The following is a 19,746-nucleotide window of genomic DNA, read 5'->3' as shown; positions in this document are numbered from 1 at the left end:
TTGTTTATACTGCAAATATATGACGTCCAATTTTTACGGTTTGCTTGCGTGACCAAATCCATTCTGATGTAGCTGTCTCTGGATTAAAATAATAAAGAGCTCCACCTGTTGGATCATAACCTTTGACAGCTTCCTGTGCTGCTTGATAGGCAAGTTTGTTTGGGGTAAGATTATATTGCCCATCATCAACAGCAGTAAATGCTCGCGGCTGTTCAATAACGCCTCTTACTGTATCTGGGAAACTGGACGATGCCAATCGATTCATAACGACAGCTCCAACTGCAACCTGCCCTTTATAGGATTCGCCACGTGCTTCTGCATAAATAATTCTTGCCAGCAAATCAAGCTCACCTTGATTCACGGAAACACTCTTAAGTGTTTTCCAAGTCTGTGCGCCTGCGACGCCGTCGGAAGCCACACCATAATCCTTCTGAAAACGTTTGAGTGACTCTAACGTCGTTGTGCCAAAATAAGCAGTTACGTCTTTATTAAAATAACCTAGCGTATTTAACCGATATTGCAAATCCGGAACATCGGGTCCTGAGCTTCCTACCTTTAATGTAGCAGGCGGAGCAGCATGAGCAGCTTCGAGCGGAACCGAAAATGCCAGCATAAATATAATAATAAGCGCCATACTATGTTGTATGAATTTAGTGTTCATCATTTAAGAATGAACCTCCTTTTTCTATAGCGTACATAAAAATTGTCCGCAATTTGGAAGAAGATTGGCAACTCTTCTACAGACTCGTTTGAGTTTAGCACAGTTAAAATGGAATTGTAACCGAATTTGCAGAATTGCATATATTTACTAATTTACAACATCGCAAAAATCTGAATCAAATAATGAAGCAATCTTAACGGTTTAATGTGACGTGATATAGAGGAATTCGGAACATTTATAAGCTAATAAAAAGAAAAAAACTGTTGAGTTTGCTCAACAGTTTTTTTCTGATTTATATTGAAAATAAATTAGTTGTTATTTGTTGCTACCTTACCGTCATTGGATTCCTCTTTGTCGCTCGATAGGAACCATCCTATAACCGCGATTAAGACAAGGACAACATAGAAGGTAATTTTCCAAGCTGCTGAATGGGAGAATGATTCTGAAATGATCCCCAGTTTAGGGTGTGACAATGTGACAACAGCCAGCTTGACGCCTACCCAACCTACGATAACGAATGCAGCAACTTCAAGTCCAGGCTTGCGCTCTAGCAGCTTCACGAAAGCTGAAGCAGCGAAACGCATAATGATTAGACCGATGAAACCACCGATAAAGATGACTGCAAAGTGACCGCCATCCATTCCGCCTATTTTCGGCAAATTGGTCGTTGGCAGCGCCATCGCAAGCGCAACAGCTGCCAAGATGGAATCAACTGCAAATGCGATATCCGCAATTTCTACCTTTAATACAGTAAACCAGAAACCGCTAGCTTTTTTGGTTTCTTTTTTGTCTTCCGTTGCATTATCGACATGCTTCTTGAAAATGACTTTTCGGAAAATATGGTTTAGCGCAATGAATAATAGGTACAACGCGCCAATTGCCTGTACTTGCCACACTCCAACCAGAAAGGAAATAGCGAATAACGAAGCAAATCTGAAAACAAATGCCCCTGCTAAGCCATAAAACAATGCTTTTTTCCGTTCTTTCTCCGGCAGATGTTTGACCATGATAGCCAGCACAAGTGCATTGTCTGCTGCGAGCAAACCTTCAATTGCAATGAGGATGAGCAGAACCCATCCATATTCCATTAACAAACCAAAATCCATACAAGATTCCTCCCTTTCGACTCTGCATAAGTAAATTTAACTTGTGCTTACACCCAAAAAATAGACCTTTGCCGACTAGTGGCAAAGGTCTCGCTAACAACGTTAAGTTGCCAATAAAGCCGGAGATCGTTAGATTCTCGTAATGACGACTTTACTGTAGCAGCTACTCCCCTTTGGAATGAAGCACGATGAAGTTATAAAAAGGTATACGGGCTGTTTATTAATGGGTTTCAAAAATAAAAAATAAAATAAATGAGATATTATTTTGTTTTTTTTAGAGTGACCATTAAATAAATTCTTATACATCCAAGCACCATAATCAACGTATGAAGGTCATAATGAGAAGAAGTCTCTGAGTAGAGAATTCTTTTTTTGCCTATTACCCTTTTATGACGTTGTACCCCCTTACTCTAATTGTTACAATATAACTATTCATCTGGTTATTATTACAATTTGTTAACATAATTATTATTATGTTTATTAAACGCCGTTAATTATTCGCACCATTAATTTAAGGAGTGACTCGCCATCAATATTATTAAACAAAAAGATCGTGAAGAGCTGGACAAGAAACTTCCTACGATGCCATGGTATATTGAAAAATTTATTAATTACAAACTTCCGGATTTATCTCCTTCATCGCTTGTCGAATATATGAGAGACTATGAAACCTTTCTTAACTGGTTAATGGCAGAAGGCCTTTCTGAAGCAGCAACTATTAGAGATGTAGCTTTGCTTGAACTGGAAAAGCTGCATATGGACAGTATAGATGGCTTTCGTATGTATTTATCGACTCATAAAGTAGAGCGAAACAGTAAAACGACGATCTCACGCAAGCTTTCCTCCCTCCGCTCGTTATTTCATTATTTAAGTCAAATTGCAGAGGATGAGGAGTTTTATCCTCTGCTCAAACGGAATGTTATGGCAAAGGTTACGATTAAACGTACGCATAAGCCGAAGGATACAGCCGCAAAGCTTGAGGGAAAGCTGCTTCAAGAAGAGGAAATTTCCGAATTTATGGCTTATATTAAACAGCATTATGGGACGGATGTTGCCAAAAACAAGCAGGCACTTTACGCATACGAGCTTAATATGATAAGAGATGCATGTATCATTAGCTTTATTCTACATTCAGGCTTGCGCGTATCTGAACTCGTCAATTTGAACGTCGATGATATAGATCTCAAGAAGAAGCTTTCCTATGTATATCGCAAAGGTAAAAATGACGATACGTTTAAAACCCCTGTATATTTTCGCCAAGAGGCGGTTGAGGATCTGCAAGCTTATTTGACTCTTAGGGAACTCCGTTACAAGGCGCCAAAAAGAGAAAAGGCTTTGTTTCTGGCTGTTGCTAATGGAAAAAATGAGGGTTCGCGCATGACGAAGCGAGCCATTCAAGAAATGGTCCTGAAATATGCCAAACGCTTTGGAAAACCTTACTTATCCGTACATAAGCTCAGACATAGCTTCGCCACGGACTACTATCTGCGAAACGACATCTACAAAACTCAAGAGCAGCTTGGGCATGCTTCACCGGAAACGACGCAAATTTATGCGCATTTAACAGATAAAACGATGGCACAAGCAATCGATCGCACAAAAAAAGAGGACGAGTCAAGCTAGCGCATTTTTTGCGTAAGCCTGACTTGCCCTCTTTTTTATTTAATGCCATTAAGAACTGGTTTGCAAAATAACTGATTCCTGCATAGACAGCTGTGTTAGAACAAGATTGGAGTAGATGCCGCCTTTCTTCATCAGCTCCGAATGCGACCCCTGCTCGGCTACTCTTCCATTCTCAATGACGAGAATAAGATCAGCATCCTTAATAGTGGATAGTCTGTGCGCGATAATAAAAGCTGTTCTTCCTGCTAGCAGCGTATGCAAAGCCTCTTGAATATGCTGCTCTGTTTCCATATCTACGCTGGAAGTAGCCTCGTCTAATATGAGTATGCCGGGATCTGATAGCAATACACGGCCGAAAGCGAGCAATTGCCTTTGGCCTACCGAGAGTTTTGAGCCTCTCTCCTCCAGCTGCGTTTGATAACCATCTGACAATTTGCTTACAACGCGGTCTAGCCTTACGCTCTCGGCTGCTCTAAGCAGCTCTTCCTCTGTTGCATGGTCGTTGCCATAACGCAAGTTCTCTTCTACCGTACCCGCAAAAATAAATGAATCCTGAAGCACGATCCCCATTTGCTTGCGTAGTGATTCGAGCGTTGCCTGCTTGACGTCCATCCCGTCAATTCGTACAGTACCGTCTGTAGCATCGTAGAAGCGCATCAAGAGATTAACGATCGTGCTTTTTCCAGCGCCGGTTGGCCCGACTAAAGCTACTCTTTGCCCGGGCTTAACGAGAAATGAAACGTTATGAAGCACATCAGGTTTATTTTCCTCATATCGAAACGAAACATTATCAAACTCAACCTCGCCGCGAACCTGCGGCAGTTCTAAAGCATGCTTGCTATTTTTCACCTCTGGATCGGTATCCAGCACTTCAAATATACGCTCGGCAGAAGCCATAGCTGACAACAGCTGGCTATAAACCTTGGATAAGGCGCTCAGCGGCCCCCAGAAGCGCCATAAATAATTAATGAACGCCATAATGAAGCCAAGCGTAAGCGCGCCTTCAATGACCTTCGTGGCTCCGAACCAAACTACGATACAGGTGCCCAGCATTCCGATCATTTCAACCAGTGGATATACAGTCGATTCCAACGTAATTGCCCGCATAAATGCGCCTTTGTTGCGGGTATTTATGCCTTCAAATCGCTCATTATTAGTCCGCTGGCGTGAGAAGGCTTGAATGACACGAATGCCCTGTATCGTTTCGTTCACATTACCGTTAATCGATGACATCGTTGAGCGTGAACGCGACCATGAGCCTTCAATTTTTGGACGGAGCTTAGCAACGATGAAATAGAGCAGAGGCATCATAATAAATGAGAGCAAAGCAAGCTGCCAATCCATCCAGATCAAAATAATGACGATGCCAAGTAAATGCGTAACCTCCATTACCATCGTTATCAAACCGCCGTTGATTAGCTCGCCAATTGCATTTGTATCATTCGTAATTCTGGACATAATTTTACCAGCGGGACGTCCATCAAAAAAACGAAAGGACAAGGTTTGCAAATGATTAAATAATTGCTGACGAAGATCAAACAAAATACGTTGACCTGTAAAATTGATCCATCTGGTATGCATATAGCTAAACAACCAGCCTATTAGCTTAACGCCCAGCAGAATAGCACCCAATACATGGATAACCGAATAATCTTTTTGGTTTATCCCTTTATCGATGATATATGCTAGAATAATTGGCTCGGATAAGCTTAATAACATATTAATAAGCACTATAATAATGACCCACGTCATTAATTTGCGATAAGGGATAAGATATTGAAGCATACGCCGCATGTATTTCCCATTAAACGGCTTTTCTTCTACATCAGAATCCATATCCCACTCCACTTGACTCATGTTTTCACCTCTCTTCTATTGATGCGCGATTTGCTTCTGTCTATCGAACAATTGACGGAAGAAGCCACTGCCTTCGTTTAGTTCCTTATGTGTGCCTTCTTCAGCCACACGGCCATTTTCAAGCACAATAATACGGTCCGCATGCTGAATAGAGGAAAGCCGCTGCGCGATTATAAATGTCGTACGACCCTTCATGACTTCTAATAAAGCTTCATGAATAGCTGATTCTGTTGCTGTATCTACACTCGCTGTCGCTTCATCCAATACTAGAATTGGCGGATCCATTAAAATCGCACGAGCAAGCGCCACGCGTTGTCTTTGTCCGCCAGATAGCCCGACACCCCGCTCACCGATTCGCGTATCGTAGCCGCTTGGCATGCTTTCGATGAAGGAATGGATTTGTGATTTGCGTGCTGCCTCCTCAATTTGCTCCTGCGTCGCATCCGGATGACCGTAGGCGATATTATCTCTAATCGATGCTGAGAACAAGAAGGTCTCTTGCGGTACAATTCCTATGCTTCGCCGCAGTCCATCAAGCTCATATTCCCGCACATCTACACCATCAATGAGTACACTGCCACCGGACACATCATAATAACGAGAAAGCAAGCCAATCAGACTGCTTTTGCCTGAACCCGTAGCTCCGAGTACACCGATCACCTCACCTTGCTTCACTTGGAAAGAAACCTCATCCAATATCGGCTTATCCTTCGCTAAATCCTGATCGGAGAAGAAGAATGTTACGCGATCAAAAACGACGTTGCCGTGCATTCCGTCCGTAATTATCGCTTGTTCAGGGGTTTGAATATCAACCGGTGTGTCCAGCACTTCAAATACACGTGGTGCTGCTTTAATCGCTTGTTGGAAAATATTAATTTGCCAGCCTAGCATGTTCAGCGGCCAAATAATGCCCCATGTGTACCATTGAAACGCCATGAAGGTACCAATCGACATCTCTTCCCGAGCAACAAAAATAGCACCGATCCAGATCATCAAAACAAACGTGAGTCCTCCGTAAAAGCCCATGAGCGGAAATGCTTTTGCCTCCAGCCTTGCCCGGTCCATATTTGTATCAAAGTTTTGCTCATTTCGCTCAGCGAATTTCCGTTGTTCGACGGACTCCGTTGCAAAAGATTTGACAACTCGTATGCCTGAAATATTTTCTTGAAGCGTAGTCGTTAAGCGCCCCATTTGTTCACGAATATTGGACCAAGCTGGTCCTACTTTGTGATTAAAGCGAAATAACACGAACAAAATAAAAGGAATTGTAATTAAGCTGATTAAAGTTACTTTCCATTGCATCGTCATCATGAAAATCGTCGTTCCGATAAATGTCAGCATGCCAGTAAATAGGTTCATCGCTCCAAACCCGACAAAGTTTTTTACCGCATCAATATCACCAGTCATTCTGGACATGAGCTGACCAGTCTGCGCACGGTCATAATAAGAAAATGATAACCGCTGCAAATGCTCATAAAGCTCTTTCCGGAGTTTAAACACGACATTTTGGCCGACTAGCTCTTGGGAATAACCTTGTATAAACATGCCTAAGCTCTTTAAAGCTTGAATGCCTGCCAAAGCAAGTGTTAATCCGATCACAACGGACATATTGCTTTTTCTGATCCCTTCGTCAAATATTTTGGCTAATACCCAAGGAGCTACCAAATCGAATATCGTCGCAAAAATCATAATGATAACCGCTGTAAATACCCATTTGGCACTCGGTCTTACATAAATCATCAAACGTAACAGCGTTTTCATTGGATTGCCCCTTCCCCTATAGGAAACAAAAAAAGACCTCAAGCCATAATCGGCTTGAGATCTTCGTATAATAGCGTGCAACGGTCAAAAAAGCTGCGTTGACACCAATGAACGAAGGCAGCCCGATCGGCATGTTTGAACAACAAGATGGAAATTCATGCTAAACTGCGCGCCTTCGACATTCATTCCAATCTGATTGAAAAACATTCGTGAGCCCCCCTTTTCGTATCCATTTGATCATATTTTCCTAACCCATCCAAATCTTAACACCTGTTTCTGCCTTTGCGCAAGAGGTTTTTACAAAAAAATGATTTATAACCTGTCCGACTCATTCGGCAAATCAAAGTCGCTTGAGGAGATGCCTTCCTCTACCGCAAACTCAAAATCTTCAATATCGTAAATTTGTACAGGAACCTCTGCTTCTATCAGCTTATCTTGAAACTCAAACTGATCCGACAGCAATGGGACTTGCAGCTTCAACCCTGTTAACAGCAATTCCGTTTCGATCGGATCGAACATCTCGCCATAATGGGCATTATCGACAGCATGCACGACCGTAAAATGAATCGTATCATTTAGAATGAGCGGAGAGCTTTCTCGCCAAGGCACTTGCATAGCCTTTTCAATTTTTTTGCGATTAAGAGCATCCTCAAAAAAAGCAATAAGTTCATTTATTTTGGTTTTTACATGCCCATCATCATCTGGATCATCCATGACAGGTTCAACACCGTCTCTCATTTCATACAGCTCAGCTATGGATGAATAAGGTACGACAAAATCAATTGGACGACTCGGTACAAGAAGATGTCCATACGTTGCCACCAGTACTGCCTCTATTACAAAACGTCGCCGCATGTGATCTCCTCCTATCATTTTGTGAAATAAAGCTAGTTTCATAGAACCGGTATACAAATAAGAATGGTTACACATTATTATACAATAATATATTGCATGTACACGAGAGCCATAAATCCAGATTTGCACAATATGTACGCCTCGCAGTAAAATGATCGTTATATTAGAATTTATATCGCTTCGTTATAGTATAGGAGGGTAATACAAATGCAAAAAGAAGAAGCCATCATCATTGGAGGCGGTCCGTGCGGCTTGGCAGCAGCGATTGAACTCGAACGGATTGGTCTCGAGCCACTAGTCATAGAGAAACGCAACATTGTACATTCAATCTCGCAATATCCCACTTATATGCAATTTTTCAGCAGTCCAGAAAATCTTGAAATCGGCGATATACCATTCACAACGGCTAACGATAAGCCTTCTAGACTGGAAGCACTTAATTATTATAGAACAGCCGCTCAGCGCAAAAACGTTCGTGTGCAAGCCTATGAAATGATAAATAAGATTACGCCTGAGAATGGACAGTTTATTTTGCATGGAGAAGATCGTTTTGGCGAGAAGCGCACATACCAAAGCAAGTATGTCATCATCGCTACAGGTTATTTTGATCATCCGAATGAGCTGGGCATTCCCGGTGAGCAGCTCGAGAAGGTTAGTCATTTCTTCCGCGAATCGCATCCCTACGTTGGCATGAAAGTTGCCATTATTGGCGGCAGCAACTCCGCAATCGATGCGGCATTAGAGCTAGAGCGGGTCGGTGCAGAGGTAACGGTCGTCTATCGCGGAAATGATTATTCCACCAGCATTAAGCCTTGGGTTAAGCCAGGCTTCCAGAGCAAAGTAACGAAAGGCTCTATTCGCATGCTGTTTCAGTCAACTGTAACCTCTATCGAAAACAATGACATCACTGTCCTAGGACCAGAAGGCGAGATCCGTTTGGAAAATGATTTTGTATTAGCATTGACCGGCTTCCATCCCGATCGAAACTTCCTTAACACAAGCGGCGTTACGATTGAGGAAGAAGGATATCCAACCTTCAACGAAAATACTATGGAAACGAATGTTCCAGGCATTTATCTCGCAGGTGTCGTAGCCTCCAGACATGAAGCAAATGAAATTTTCATCGAATCCGGACGTTATCATGGCCATAAGATTGCCGAACATATTTTAAGCCTCAAATGATTATATGGTTATGCTTTGAATCATACACCAAAAAAAGGGAATCAGCTTGTTAAGCTTGTTTCCCTTTTTTTTCGAACTGGTTTTTAAGAACATTGATTTGTTTGTCATCTGGCTGTTTATCGCCATACCTTGCTTCTTCGTACAACTCAATAAATCGAGGCATATTGTCGAGCTTGCCAGCCTGCCATGTATTCAGGTCTTCTGACGTTTCGCGCGGAGTCATATGTTCTTTGACCGTATACCCCTGTTCGGCGCTGCTTCTCAATAAGCGAGCATATAAAAACCTGATTTTTTCTGTATTTGTTTGCAGCTCATTCCATTCCTGAGTAAAGGAGCGCTTCTTTGGCAGCAGCTGCTTCAGTTTATTGCCCATTTGCTCCCGCCATTTAGTTAATGTCATTAAACTTTCAACTTCGTCTGTAAAACCAACCCCGTTATTGCGGCTATCTGCTCCTCTTTCCTGCAATTTAGCAGCAAGCAGCTTCACCCATTGCATTACCTTTCTAGCAATAAAATAGAACAGAATACAGATAATGATGATGACTAACACGATGCCGATAATTTTCGCAATTTGCTCGAGTAGCAGCATCCAATCAGACGGCGGCTTCGTTTCCTCCAAAGGCATCTCAGATGTTGAAGAATCAATAGGAGGTTCTTCAACCGGCGTCTGCTCCCTAGACTGGTTTAGCCAGTTCATTATTCGCTCAATGATTGAATGAAAGAAGCTCTCAATCATCTTCTGAATTTGGCGGAAAAGAGCAAGAATGCTAATGATGCTGACGATTACAATAATTAATAGACGATTTTGGCGTTTAAAAGCAAGAGTAGCTGACGTTTTACCTGAATCTACGGTTTCACTGTTCAAATGCCGCTCATTTGCAAAAAAGAAAAATATAATGACGGCAGCAATTCCGCAAACGATTAAAACACCGTTGTACTCCATCAGTTTTTTTAACGCAATTATTTTTAACGGCTGCACAGCTACATAAAGGAGCACGCCAATCAGCATCTGTGTATTGGGAAATGAGTTGAACCATCCCCGCAATTGCGCCGACATGCCCCTCATTGCTGCTACAGCAGCAGCAAGTCCGCATACAACCATAGGGACGATATCCACATTACCTACCCATGCGATAATGAACAAACTGCTATGCAACGCACCAATAGCAATAGCTAGAAGCAGCTTCACGCCGTATCGTAATCTTGGATATTTTCCGAGAATTAGCGATGCCGCCCAGTAGCAGAGAGGAATCGTTGCTATCCATGGCCACAAAGCTCCAGCAGGCAGCAAGTAAACAGCTATCGCTATAAATACGGGCAAATAAAAGAGCAGTTCAATAACGCCTTGACCTAGGGTATTTAAAGGAAAAGATCGCTTCTGGGGCTCATTCACGCGGTCACCTCTTCTCTGCTGCTACCTGATATCGCTTGTCCAACATCGCTAATCGTTGGCTTAGCTTTATCTGTCAGCATCCAAACTGCGACTGCATTGCCGTTGTAGCGAAGCTGTTCAGCTTGTTTTTCCAGTTCTTCGTTCCAATAAGCCGTAATCATTAGCACATCTCGTTCACTGAAGCCGCTTCTTGCTTCGCGTTCCAACAAATGATGAAACAGCTCTGTGCGTTCAATATCGAGCTTCGCCATTTCCTCTAAAATAACGATTAGATGCTCATGCCCGCCTCTAGGTTCAATGTGGACGCTTTCCATCATGCCGGTCAAAGGCATATTGGATGCAAAACCAACTTCCATGCCCTGCTGAATTACAGCTTCAGCTGCCCCTGCTGCCCATTCAATGCCTAGCTCGATTAACGATAAATCAGTTACGCTTCGCCACATGCCCTCTACATCGTCCACATTCAAATAAATCATCAGTCTGCGGTCCGCGGTAAAATCATACTGATGGACTTGAAGGCTTCCTGTTTTTGCAGTAGCTTTCCAGTTGATTTGCTTATACGTATCGCCCGCTTGATAATCACGAACGCCTGCAATAATGAATGGATCGTTGATAATCCAGCGGCGAATCGATTGATCACCCTGCCAGCTATGATAAGGTAGCTCATGAATGGGGACCTCGGCAGGCTTTGGATAAACAAGCAGTTCCCCTTGAAGCGCAATTTGAGCGGACGAATGGGTTAAACCAAGCGGATCACCGCCCGTTAACGTGACGGTTTGAAGCTTGTACCAGCCTCGCTTTGCACAGGTGATGCGGTGTGTGCGCGTAATTTTTGTATACGGCGATAGACTAAAGAAGCTCTTATGGTTCTGATAAAGCTGCCCGCTGCTCACAGAAAAATTATCAAGCTGTTGAAAATGCAGATGAGTGGATAGCTGTGATTCCACGCGCAGCCAAGGCACCGGCAGCCATTTGGCGTTTGCCATCTCTTCTATCATCTCAACTTGCTCACCGCTATAGCATGTTTTGCTCGTAAAACGCCGTTCATATTGGATACGGCGCAATACGAGCTTTTGAAATATTTTGCCCTGTAGTGACAAAATGACGATTGCAGCTAATATAAACCAGAATAAAATCATCAGGCTGCCTAACGAGCCGTAACGCCTGCTTCAGCAGGCACGGCCGTCAAACGAATAATGTCATCAATAATGGACTCCGCCTGATTTGCTGTACGATGCATGCCGCGAATGGCTAGTCGGTGGGACAAGACCGGCTTCGCCATTGCCTTTATATCATCTGGCGTAACGAAATCACGTCCTCGCAAAATGGCATGGACCTGGGAAGCGCGGAGCAGCGCTTGACTGCCACGCGGACTGACACCAACAGAAACCTCCTCACGCCTTCGTGTTTGCTCCACGATTTGCAGCAAATACTGAAGGATGTCATCGTTCACTTTCACCGATGAATAGGCTTGCTGTGCCTTCTGAATGACATCTATTCCTGCAACTGGCTCAAGCTCCGCAAGCGGATCATGATCTTTAAAACGTTTTAATAGCTGCAAACCTTCTTCAGTCGTCGGATAACCCATCTTAATTTTGAATAAAAAACGATCGAGCTGTGCTTCCGGAAGTGGAAACGTTCCTTGATGCTCCACTGGATTTTGTGTAGCAATAACCATAAATGGACGTTCCAAATATTTGGTTTCACCGTCGATGCTGATTTGACGCTCTTCCATACATTCGAGCAAACTCGACTGGGTACGAGGCGTCGCACGATTAATCTCATCTGCTAACAGTAAATGAGTAAACAATGGACCAGCTCTGAATTCAAACTCGCTTATTTTTTGATTATAGAAATGAATGCCGCTTAGATCCGATGGAAGCAAATCGGGTGTAAATTGAATTCGCCGGAAAGATAAAGCCAATGATTTGGCCATAGATTTAGCGAGCAAGGTCTTTCCTGTTCCTGGCACATCCTCAAGCAGCACATGCCCTGATGTAAGGAGCCCGATGAGCATTAGTTCTACAACTTCCTCTTTGCCTACGATGACGCGTCCAATATTAGATTTCAATTGTTCGGCTAGTTGTTTTATCGCTTCAATAGACATAAGTCAACTCCTTCGTTAGGTTGTAAAGCCTGTTCGAGCACGCTGCAGTTTTTGCAGTTCACTCCAGCGAATCATTCGGATGTTTTCTTTTTGCAACGTATTATTGATCTCAGCATCACGGAATAATTCGAACTCCATTCCCCGCTTTAGAGGCTGCATGTGAAAAGCATTCAGCTCATCGGTTACAAGAGACGGATGTATAATAATTTCAGAAACGCCTGGTTGCAGACCCTCCAGTACCTGCTGCATGCTTGCCTTTAGAGAATCAAATGTTTCACCCTCCTCCAAGTGGAACGGCAAGCCGATTAAATAATCAAGGATAACAACACCCTTCGAATCCGCCAGCATTCCGAGCTGTTTGGCTTGCTCTTCCAGCTCAGGAGAAGCCACTTGACCAATATTTTGCCTTAAATTACGCGGCAAACGGAAAGGCAGGCCATAGGAAGCGCATACATCCAGAACGATAGATAAGAAATTTCTGCCAGTTGCTAACCCATACAAGCTTCCCATGTGATTGTCCGCATGCGATGGTTTCATCCCCATAGCTAAAGCCATTTCAATTTGTGCGATAAGTTCTTCTTTTACTTGCTCTGGATCAGCTTGCATCTCAAAGGTTTTACTGTCCTTCGGGAAATAATTTTCATGGGTGACAAGCGAACTTGTGCTTCCTTTGCGGTTGACTGGACCCCAGCGGTACATATCCCATTCGCTAGTAAATGTGAAATGGACACCCACATCGATTTGCGGATGCCTTGCACTCCATAGTGCTGCTTCCCTCGCCCAGCCGCAAGGCATCATAATCGTCGCCGAGCTCACCGTTTGTTCTAGCAGCAGCTGCTGAATGCCGACATTTACCGAATGGCATACTCCATAGTCATCTGCGTTAATAATGAGCAGTTTTTCGTTCTCGCCGTATCCGAGTGCTTTGGCTAAACTCATGAAAAATCATCCTCCCAATGTTCATTAATCCAGCGGCAGCCAAATGCTGACTGATCGATAATACCGCAAAGTATTTCCTCATCATCTAAATTATCTCTTAAGCGTATGGCAAAATGCAATGCTACATCAAGCAATCTTAATTTCATTAATATCGGCAATATCTTAATTTCATGAAGAGTTAACGGATTCGTATCCTGATATCCCTGCAATAAAAGCTTCACCTTCTCTTTTATATTTAGGCCGTCTGGTTTTATGATATCGACAATAATGACAGCAAGCTCCATCGCTCTAACATCGACAGTCGTGAATTCAAAATCCAGCACGCCTACGATTTCATCACCTTGACATACCGTATTATTAAATACCAAATCACCATGGATCCATTGTTCCGGCAGCCCGACAAGTTGATTACAATCCTCTTTCAGCTTCAGACGCTCCTCGTGCAAGGCCATGAAGCTAGATTTTCTACCTTTAAGATCTACGGAAAGCTCTGCCATTGCAAAAAAAGCTTCCTCATCCATCAAAGCATATGTATTCTCCAACATGAAATAAGGGCTGTAAAGCTGCAAGCCTTTTGGGTTTATTCCGCTTAAAGCGCTAGAAAGCTTCGCAGCTGTAACGCCTAGCGCATAAACATGCGCTGGGTTTGAAACCGTCGGTCGGTCACCATCAATAAACTGAAATAATGACGATAAGGTGCCATCTGTTGCAACGCTAATCGTTTCGCCTTGTTTATTCTGAACTGGAATCGGCACCTTAAAGGTTAGCTTCTGTTTATTCAAGTCGTTCAGTATCTCATGTTCAAGCCTTACAATATCAATATCCTTATGGTTATTGTAAATGCGAAAAACAAATTTTTTATTTCCCGACGAAATGATTCGGGTCGTATTATTCATTCCGCTCTCCCTGCTCTCAATAAGACAAGGCTCAGCGAACGCATATGCATCTAAATAAGCTGTAAAATCTATGGTGTCGGTCAAAACAGACAAGCCTCCTTATTGATCAAGCTGCAATCTTGTCAAGCGAGCCCCTAGCTGTTCCTGCCAGCTCGCAGCCAATTCTTTCACTTCAAGCAGCTCTCTTATTCCCTTTATGTCATCTTTATCACGGTACATGACACGGTTAGCTTCCATAACCGTTTTACGGGCCGGATGTTTATATTTAATTTCAAACGTCATCCCTGCCTGTATATGGCCCTCTTGGAGTACGCGGAAATAAAGACCTGTGTAGCCTTCACGCTGAACATGTCCCGGCAATTCCGGCAGCTTATGCCGCAGCCCAAGCTTATAGCACGGCTGTCTTGGCTGACTTACTTGGAGGATCACATCGCCTGCCTGGATAATATCGCCGATGCACAAATCCCCTTCAGTCCAGCTCGAGAGCGTAAAGTTTTCACCAAAAGCTCCGTAATCAAATGGCTCCTCGTATTTCTCACGCCAATAGGCGTATCGTTGCTCGAAATAGACGCATACCGCTTTGTCCGGTCCACCATGGTGAATCGTATCGCCTTGTCCATCGCCCTCAAGTCCTATAGTGCTCAAAGCATGGGTTGCTTGTGAAGGCTGCTTATAAATTCCTGTTAATATTTCTTTGCTGCCGTGTGTTATTGATTTCGGCATTCCTATATTTAGTGACACAAGTTTAGCCGTTTCTATATGATGTGTCATTAGCTTCGTACCTCCTATTATGATCTCTCATTTGACTATTATAATCTTCTTAGGGAGATGTTGGCAAAGAGAGATCACTATATCAATAACTTTTGTGATTTTCCCTTTCCCCGCAACGCTTTCGACACATTCTACTTGCGTTAGCCACTGGCTGTCGAAAACCTCTCTTTTCTGTTGCTTATTGCGTTTCCCCGGGAAATGTTTTTTAAATAGTCCGACTATTTCCTGAATGAGCACATCATTATTTCCCGCAGCATCGATCAACAGATTAATTTAAAGGAAACTTTCTTTCCATAAAATAAAGCTCCTTGCGCGAACGATTAACTCTGCTCTGCAGGCTCATCCCATGTTTTTGCCGATACCTTAGCTCCATGAAAGAGATCAAAGTAAGAATTGCAAAAGCTGCAATTGAGCCTCGATAATCGATGAATATAGCAGCCAGTATCGTCGTTAACAGCAGCCAAGCTATGGAAACCACATGGATTGGGATACTCCAGCTGCCCAAATGCCACGGTGATTCATGCAACTGCACATGGTTCTTCCTTTGTTTTATTTTCCAGGCAATCGGTATGGCATAAGATAGATTTAAACAAATTATCGCTACAGTTAGAAGAAAAATGATTGTATCGTCTCTATAGCTGAAAAACGCAATGAGAAGAATAGTTAGTGAAATGACCGCACACAACCAGACGGCAGGAATCGGCGTCTGATGCCGCTCCGACACATTAGACCACCGTTGGCTCAGCGGCATGGCGCCATCACGCGCTAGGCTGTATACAATCCGCGAGCATACTGTCATCGTCTGCAGTCCGCTGCTCCATAATGATAGAATGACAAAAATAATGATCATACTGGCGCCGCCCCAGCCAGCAGCTGCCGTTTGTAGAAACGTTCCCAACCAGCTTGGTCCGTTAGACAATGGAATGGATATAAGCATAAAGCTCAGAAGTACAAAACCAATAACAAATGTGTAAGCAGTAGATAAAAAAATCGACCACGGTGCTCGTACACGAGGATCAATTGTTTCTTCCGATCCTTGGCTTGAGCCCTCCATGCCAATAAATAGCTTTAACAAAAGGAGCGTACCGCTGACGAATGATCCCGCCTGCACGGTACCATTCCACTCTGCATTTTGAAATTGATACATCAATACAGGAGAATAGCTGCCTGGCCATGCAAGCCAAGCTAACCCAGCAATAATGAATAAAGCAATAAATATTTGCAGTATAACGCCGCCTGCTTGCAGCTTGCTTAACATCCGGTTTCCAAAGTGGTTCACAGAACCTTGGGAAGCAGTCAGCACTGCAACGACACACCAAAAAGTGAAATCCGATGTTTGATAACCTATTCGAGCGGACATAAAACCGTCCAGTAAAGCTGCACATGCGCAGTTTAGCAGCGCAAGCATCGCTAAATGTCCAGATGCTTGAAGCCAGCCTGCTCGCACTCCCCATGAGCGCCCGCCTAATGAGGATACCGTATGATAAATCCCGCCTGCAGTCGGTGTCACAGATGAGAGTTCTGCGAGAGAAGCACTTAAAATAAGTGCAAATAAAGCGATTATAGGCAAACCAAATCCAATAACCGACGGTCCCCCCTCTCCGACCGCTGGCCCAAACAAAAAAGCTGCGCTTCCAATCAAACCGAGCGCATTAAACGATAAACCAAATGACGATAACCCGCCGAACCGCCGTCTAAGCTGCTGCGCTAAACCATAACGATGCAAATCATGTTTGTCCTGCAGCAACTGCGCCTGCAAGCCATAACCAATTAGATTCTGATGCTTAGATAATGAAATGGACTGTTGCGCTTTGAACGCAATGGCAATAATCACGGCAATGACAATCGCAAATAATAATAATCCCGCTAGCAATAAAATCATCCAATCACCCTCCTACGTAACTGTATGAGTGGTTTGGATGTCACATGCAAAAGGAAGAGTGATTAAAGCGCATAACAAAAACTCGCATCTATCTAGATGCGAGTCGATTGATTTCTTTTTTTTCACTCAGCTTGATTAGAACTTTGCTCCAGTATTCCATAAACGAGTGATTTGAGCTCTATGATATCAAAGGGCTTCGTAAAACAATGTGTAATGCCAAGCGCTAGCGCCTCTTCCATTATGTCTGGATCTGCATATGCCGTTATGAGAATGACAGGCACCTCTGGCGACAGCATTCTTATCCCGCGCAAAATTTCTATACCATCCATTTCGGGCATTTTCAAATCAAGCAGTACACAATTCGGCTTCTGCTTCTCGTAAATGTCCAAGGCGATACTGCCGCTTTCAGCTTCATAAACATCGATTCCCTGCGCAGCAAACAATTCAACAAGCATCATTCGAATTGCGGGCTGATCATCTACAACTAAAATCTTATAGAGCATATCTGCTGAATAAGGCATCGAGCTTATAGTTGCTTTCGCAGCTGCCTCAGCAAGGGGTTGATCTACTATTCGATTCGTAGATATTGACGTAACTGTCGCGGATGGTAAAACAGGCGTCCTTTCGATGGAGCGTTGCTGCTCCTTTTCCATTTTTCGTTGGTGAAAGAAGACAAACGACACCGCGACAATTAATGCTGCTGCGAATAATATGAGAAAATATATCAATGCGTCGTCTCCTTATGTTCTTAGGCTGAATAACTGCTAAGAGAAAATGGTTTCATTCAGAATTAATCATTAACCAGCATCGGACCAAGTGGACCATCTTCATTAATGATATCTTGCAGTTCGTAGACGGATATTGGAAAATACAGAAATCCAAACACATAAGCCGCCAGCTCATATAGCTGGAAATAGACGACAAGTGAACGATCCGCTACGTAATAGTCCTGGTCAGGTCTTATGGATTTGAAAGGCTCCAGCGTATCAATCTTTCTTGCCAAGATTTGTGCGCTTACGATAGCGCTTATCCGCGCCACATAATCCGACCCAGGCTTAAACAGCTGGGCCAGCGTATAGGTTTGTCCTGTCGATTGCTTAAAAGTCAGCGATTGCTGAAGCGTCAAGCCGTGAGCTCCACCAGTAAAGGCATAATTGAACAAGGAAAGACTAAGATAATCCTTTTGATTATTTTTCTGTTCAAAATAACCTAGCATCTGCGCTCTCGGATCATCAAGCGAGCCTTGATTATGAACCATCTGCTGCACGGTATGATGAATCGTATGGTTGATCTTTTTATCTGCAGCTTCGCTTCTGCCTCCGCTCACATAAGGCAATGACAGCTCGGCTTTCGGAAAATCAGCTTTTGCCGTTTGGATAACGACTGGCGGTTGAAATGACATATGAAAGACACCTTCCTATTCGGTAAGATGCTCCATTGTATGCAATACACGTCTCATCTCATGCCAAACGATTCCGCCATGCGTAGAAGCAGACACCCCTCTACGCTCAAATTGCTCCGATTCGTAGAACGGAATCAGATGCTCCTCGCACATCAGTATAATGGTTTCAATCTGTGATGAAGTACATTGTTCGATCAGCTTCCTCAGCAACAAAGTGCCGATTCCACGCCCGCGATAATGCGAATCAACTGCGATAGTAAGGATACAAAAGTTGTCCCCCTCAAAGAAATCAGCTTGATTTCCCTTCATCTCATCACCGCAATCAGTCTGTGAAGTACGGATGCCGTTTGTTATTCCAACTAATTGGTCGCCAAGCCAAGCTGACCAAAAAAATGAACGATAATGCTTATAGCGAAATTGAAACCCTGCCATGGTAGCAGCAGCTTCAGGAGAATAGCATTTTTGTTCTAGCTTAATAGCAGCGTCGAGCTCAGCTTCTGTTATGAGCCGTAGTACGATCTCGTTCACAGGAGTGCCTTCTCGCGTTCAGTCAATCTTCTGCCGCTTACGTTAAGAACAAGTTTTCCGTCTTTCAAGCCGAGAATTTGATCAGCAAATCGCTCCGCCCAGTCCCCTTGATGCATAACAGCAATCACAATAACGCCTTGCTCCTTGCATAGCGCTTTCAAATCAGTTAGAACTTGATCCGCTGTATGGGGATCAAGTCCCGAAACCGGCTCGTCGGCTGCAATGACTTTAGCGCCATGAACGAGTGCTCTTGCAATAGCCATACGCTGCCGTTCGCCCCCGCTAAGAGTGCTCGCCTTCTGATGTGCTTTATCAAGCAGGCCGCGTTTTTCGATCATATCCATTGCACCCATATAATCATCATTACGTACCATCCCGGTCCATCTCCGCCAAGCAGGCGTTTGTGAAATTGAACCGATAATAACATTTTTTAATCCCGTCTTGTTCGGGAATAGAAAAGGTTTTTCTTCCACATAAGCAACCTCTCTGCGAACTTTAAGCTTGCCTTTGAATCCTTCTTTGAAAATATCTTTGCCATCAAATTGATAGGAGCCTTCACTCCACTTTTCTTGCAAGGCTAGGCACCGAAGAAGTGTGGACTTCCCGCTTCCGCTATCACCTTTAATGGCGATAAAGTCGCCGGGATAAGCCTCAAAGCTAATATCATCGAGCACCTTAGGCCCGCCGGGAATACGTCTGGATAAGTTCTTTACTTTGATCATTTTCCGCTCTCCTTCTGTTTGCAGCAACTGCTTCTATGAATCTAGTTTACGTTAAACAAAA

18 protein-coding genes are annotated in these 19,746 nt (G+C 43.5%); 2 read left to right on the top strand and 16 right to left on the bottom strand.

Annotated elements, in window-relative coordinates; all coding sequences use genetic code 11:
• Positions 1-4 precede the first annotated feature (4 nt).
• Both AB4Z45_RS01440 and AB4Z45_RS01435 read right to left on the bottom strand, forming a co-directional pair.
• Positions 5-661, bottom strand: a complete 657-nt coding sequence (locus AB4Z45_RS01440; protein ID WP_441907847.1) for a cell wall hydrolase — start codon at positions 659-661, stop codon at positions 5-7.
• 308 nt (positions 662-969) lie between these two features.
• On the bottom strand, positions 970-1,767 hold the full coding sequence (locus AB4Z45_RS01435; RefSeq protein WP_441907566.1) for a TerC family protein: 798 nt from the start codon (positions 1,765-1,767) through the stop codon (positions 970-972).
• Between the two features lie 528 nt (positions 1,768-2,295).
• Here AB4Z45_RS01435 and xerS point away from each other — a divergent pair.
• The gene (gene xerS / locus AB4Z45_RS01430; RefSeq protein WP_076265870.1) at positions 2,296-3,390 is read left to right on the top strand and encodes a tyrosine recombinase XerS; all 1,095 of its coding nucleotides are present in this window, start codon (positions 2,296-2,298) and stop codon (positions 3,388-3,390) included.
• 48 nt (positions 3,391-3,438) lie between these two features.
• On the opposite strand, the gene AB4Z45_RS01425 is transcribed toward xerS, so the two are convergent.
• The 3 genes from AB4Z45_RS01425 to AB4Z45_RS01415 form a co-directional block, all read right to left on the bottom strand.
• Positions 3,439-5,247, bottom strand: a complete 1,809-nt coding sequence (locus AB4Z45_RS01425; protein ID WP_441907565.1) for an ABC transporter ATP-binding protein — start codon at positions 5,245-5,247, stop codon at positions 3,439-3,441.
• A 15-nt stretch (positions 5,248-5,262) separates the two neighbouring features.
• Positions 5,263-7,008: an ABC transporter ATP-binding protein gene (locus AB4Z45_RS01420; protein ID WP_441907564.1), complete on the bottom strand. Its 1,746-nt coding sequence runs from the start codon at positions 7,006-7,008 to the stop codon at positions 5,263-5,265.
• A 312-nt stretch (positions 7,009-7,320) separates the two neighbouring features.
• The gene (locus tag AB4Z45_RS01415) at positions 7,321-7,863 is read right to left on the bottom strand and encodes an ADP-heptose synthase (RefSeq protein ID WP_441907563.1); all 543 of its coding nucleotides are present in this window, start codon (positions 7,861-7,863) and stop codon (positions 7,321-7,323) included.
• A 207-nt stretch (positions 7,864-8,070) separates the two neighbouring features.
• Here AB4Z45_RS01415 and AB4Z45_RS01410 point away from each other — a divergent pair, with 207 nt between their 5' ends.
• A complete protein-coding gene (locus tag AB4Z45_RS01410) occupies positions 8,071-9,045 on the top strand; it encodes a YpdA family putative bacillithiol disulfide reductase (RefSeq protein ID WP_441907562.1) in 975 nt (324 codons plus the stop codon).
• Positions 9,046-9,094: 49 nt separating this feature from the next.
• On the opposite strand, the gene AB4Z45_RS01405 is transcribed toward AB4Z45_RS01410, so the two are convergent.
• The 11 genes from AB4Z45_RS01405 to AB4Z45_RS01355 form a co-directional block, all read right to left on the bottom strand.
• On the bottom strand, positions 9,095-10,438 hold the full coding sequence (locus AB4Z45_RS01405; protein ID WP_441907561.1) for a DUF4129 domain-containing protein: 1,344 nt from the start codon (positions 10,436-10,438) through the stop codon (positions 9,095-9,097).
• Positions 10,435-11,577, bottom strand: a complete 1,143-nt coding sequence (locus AB4Z45_RS01400) for a DUF58 domain-containing protein (RefSeq protein ID WP_441907560.1) — start codon at positions 11,575-11,577, stop codon at positions 10,435-10,437. The genes AB4Z45_RS01405 and AB4Z45_RS01400 overlap by 4 nt, the downstream gene beginning before the upstream one ends.
• A gap of 8 nt (positions 11,578-11,585) precedes the next feature.
• The gene (locus tag AB4Z45_RS01395) at positions 11,586-12,545 is read right to left on the bottom strand and encodes an AAA family ATPase (protein WP_441907559.1); all 960 of its coding nucleotides are present in this window, start codon (positions 12,543-12,545) and stop codon (positions 11,586-11,588) included.
• 15 nt (positions 12,546-12,560) lie between these two features.
• On the bottom strand, positions 12,561-13,484 hold the full coding sequence (locus tag AB4Z45_RS01390; protein ID WP_441907558.1) for a polysaccharide deacetylase family protein: 924 nt from the start codon (positions 13,482-13,484) through the stop codon (positions 12,561-12,563).
• Complete coding sequence (locus AB4Z45_RS01385; RefSeq protein ID WP_441907557.1) at positions 13,481-14,464, bottom strand: phosphotransferase; 984 nt, start codon at positions 14,462-14,464, stop codon at positions 13,481-13,483. The genes AB4Z45_RS01390 and AB4Z45_RS01385 overlap by 4 nt, the downstream gene beginning before the upstream one ends.
• 15 nt (positions 14,465-14,479) lie before the next feature.
• The gene (locus tag AB4Z45_RS01380) at positions 14,480-15,151 is read right to left on the bottom strand and encodes an MOSC domain-containing protein (protein ID WP_441907556.1); all 672 of its coding nucleotides are present in this window, start codon (positions 15,149-15,151) and stop codon (positions 14,480-14,482) included.
• Between the two features lie 268 nt (positions 15,152-15,419).
• A complete protein-coding gene (locus AB4Z45_RS01375) occupies positions 15,420-17,033 on the bottom strand; it encodes an amino acid permease (protein ID WP_441907555.1) in 1,614 nt (537 codons plus the stop codon).
• Between the two features lie 122 nt (positions 17,034-17,155).
• The gene (locus AB4Z45_RS01370) at positions 17,156-17,761 is read right to left on the bottom strand and encodes a response regulator (RefSeq protein ID WP_339202639.1); all 606 of its coding nucleotides are present in this window, start codon (positions 17,759-17,761) and stop codon (positions 17,156-17,158) included.
• Positions 17,762-17,823: 62 nt separating this feature from the next.
• Positions 17,824-18,435, bottom strand: a complete 612-nt coding sequence (locus tag AB4Z45_RS01365; protein ID WP_441907554.1) for a DUF3298 domain-containing protein — start codon at positions 18,433-18,435, stop codon at positions 17,824-17,826.
• Between the two features lie 15 nt (positions 18,436-18,450).
• Entirely contained in the window at positions 18,451-18,963 is a 513-nt protein-coding gene (locus AB4Z45_RS01360; RefSeq protein WP_441907553.1) for a GNAT family N-acetyltransferase, read from the bottom strand.
• Positions 18,960-19,685 (bottom strand): phosphonate ABC transporter ATP-binding protein, encoded by a 726-nt coding sequence (locus AB4Z45_RS01355; protein WP_076265856.1) that lies wholly within the window; start codon positions 19,683-19,685, stop codon positions 18,960-18,962. Before AB4Z45_RS01355 ends, AB4Z45_RS01360 begins: the two co-directional genes overlap by 4 nt.
• Between the last annotated feature and the right edge of the window lie 61 nt (positions 19,686-19,746).

The sequence above is a fragment of the Paenibacillus sp. MCAF9 genome (assembly GCF_052114265.1).
GTDB lineage: Bacteria > Bacillota > Bacilli > Paenibacillales > Paenibacillaceae > Pristimantibacillus.
Note: the sequence above shows the minus strand (reverse complement) of the source record. Positions and strands in the feature narration are given on the sequence as shown.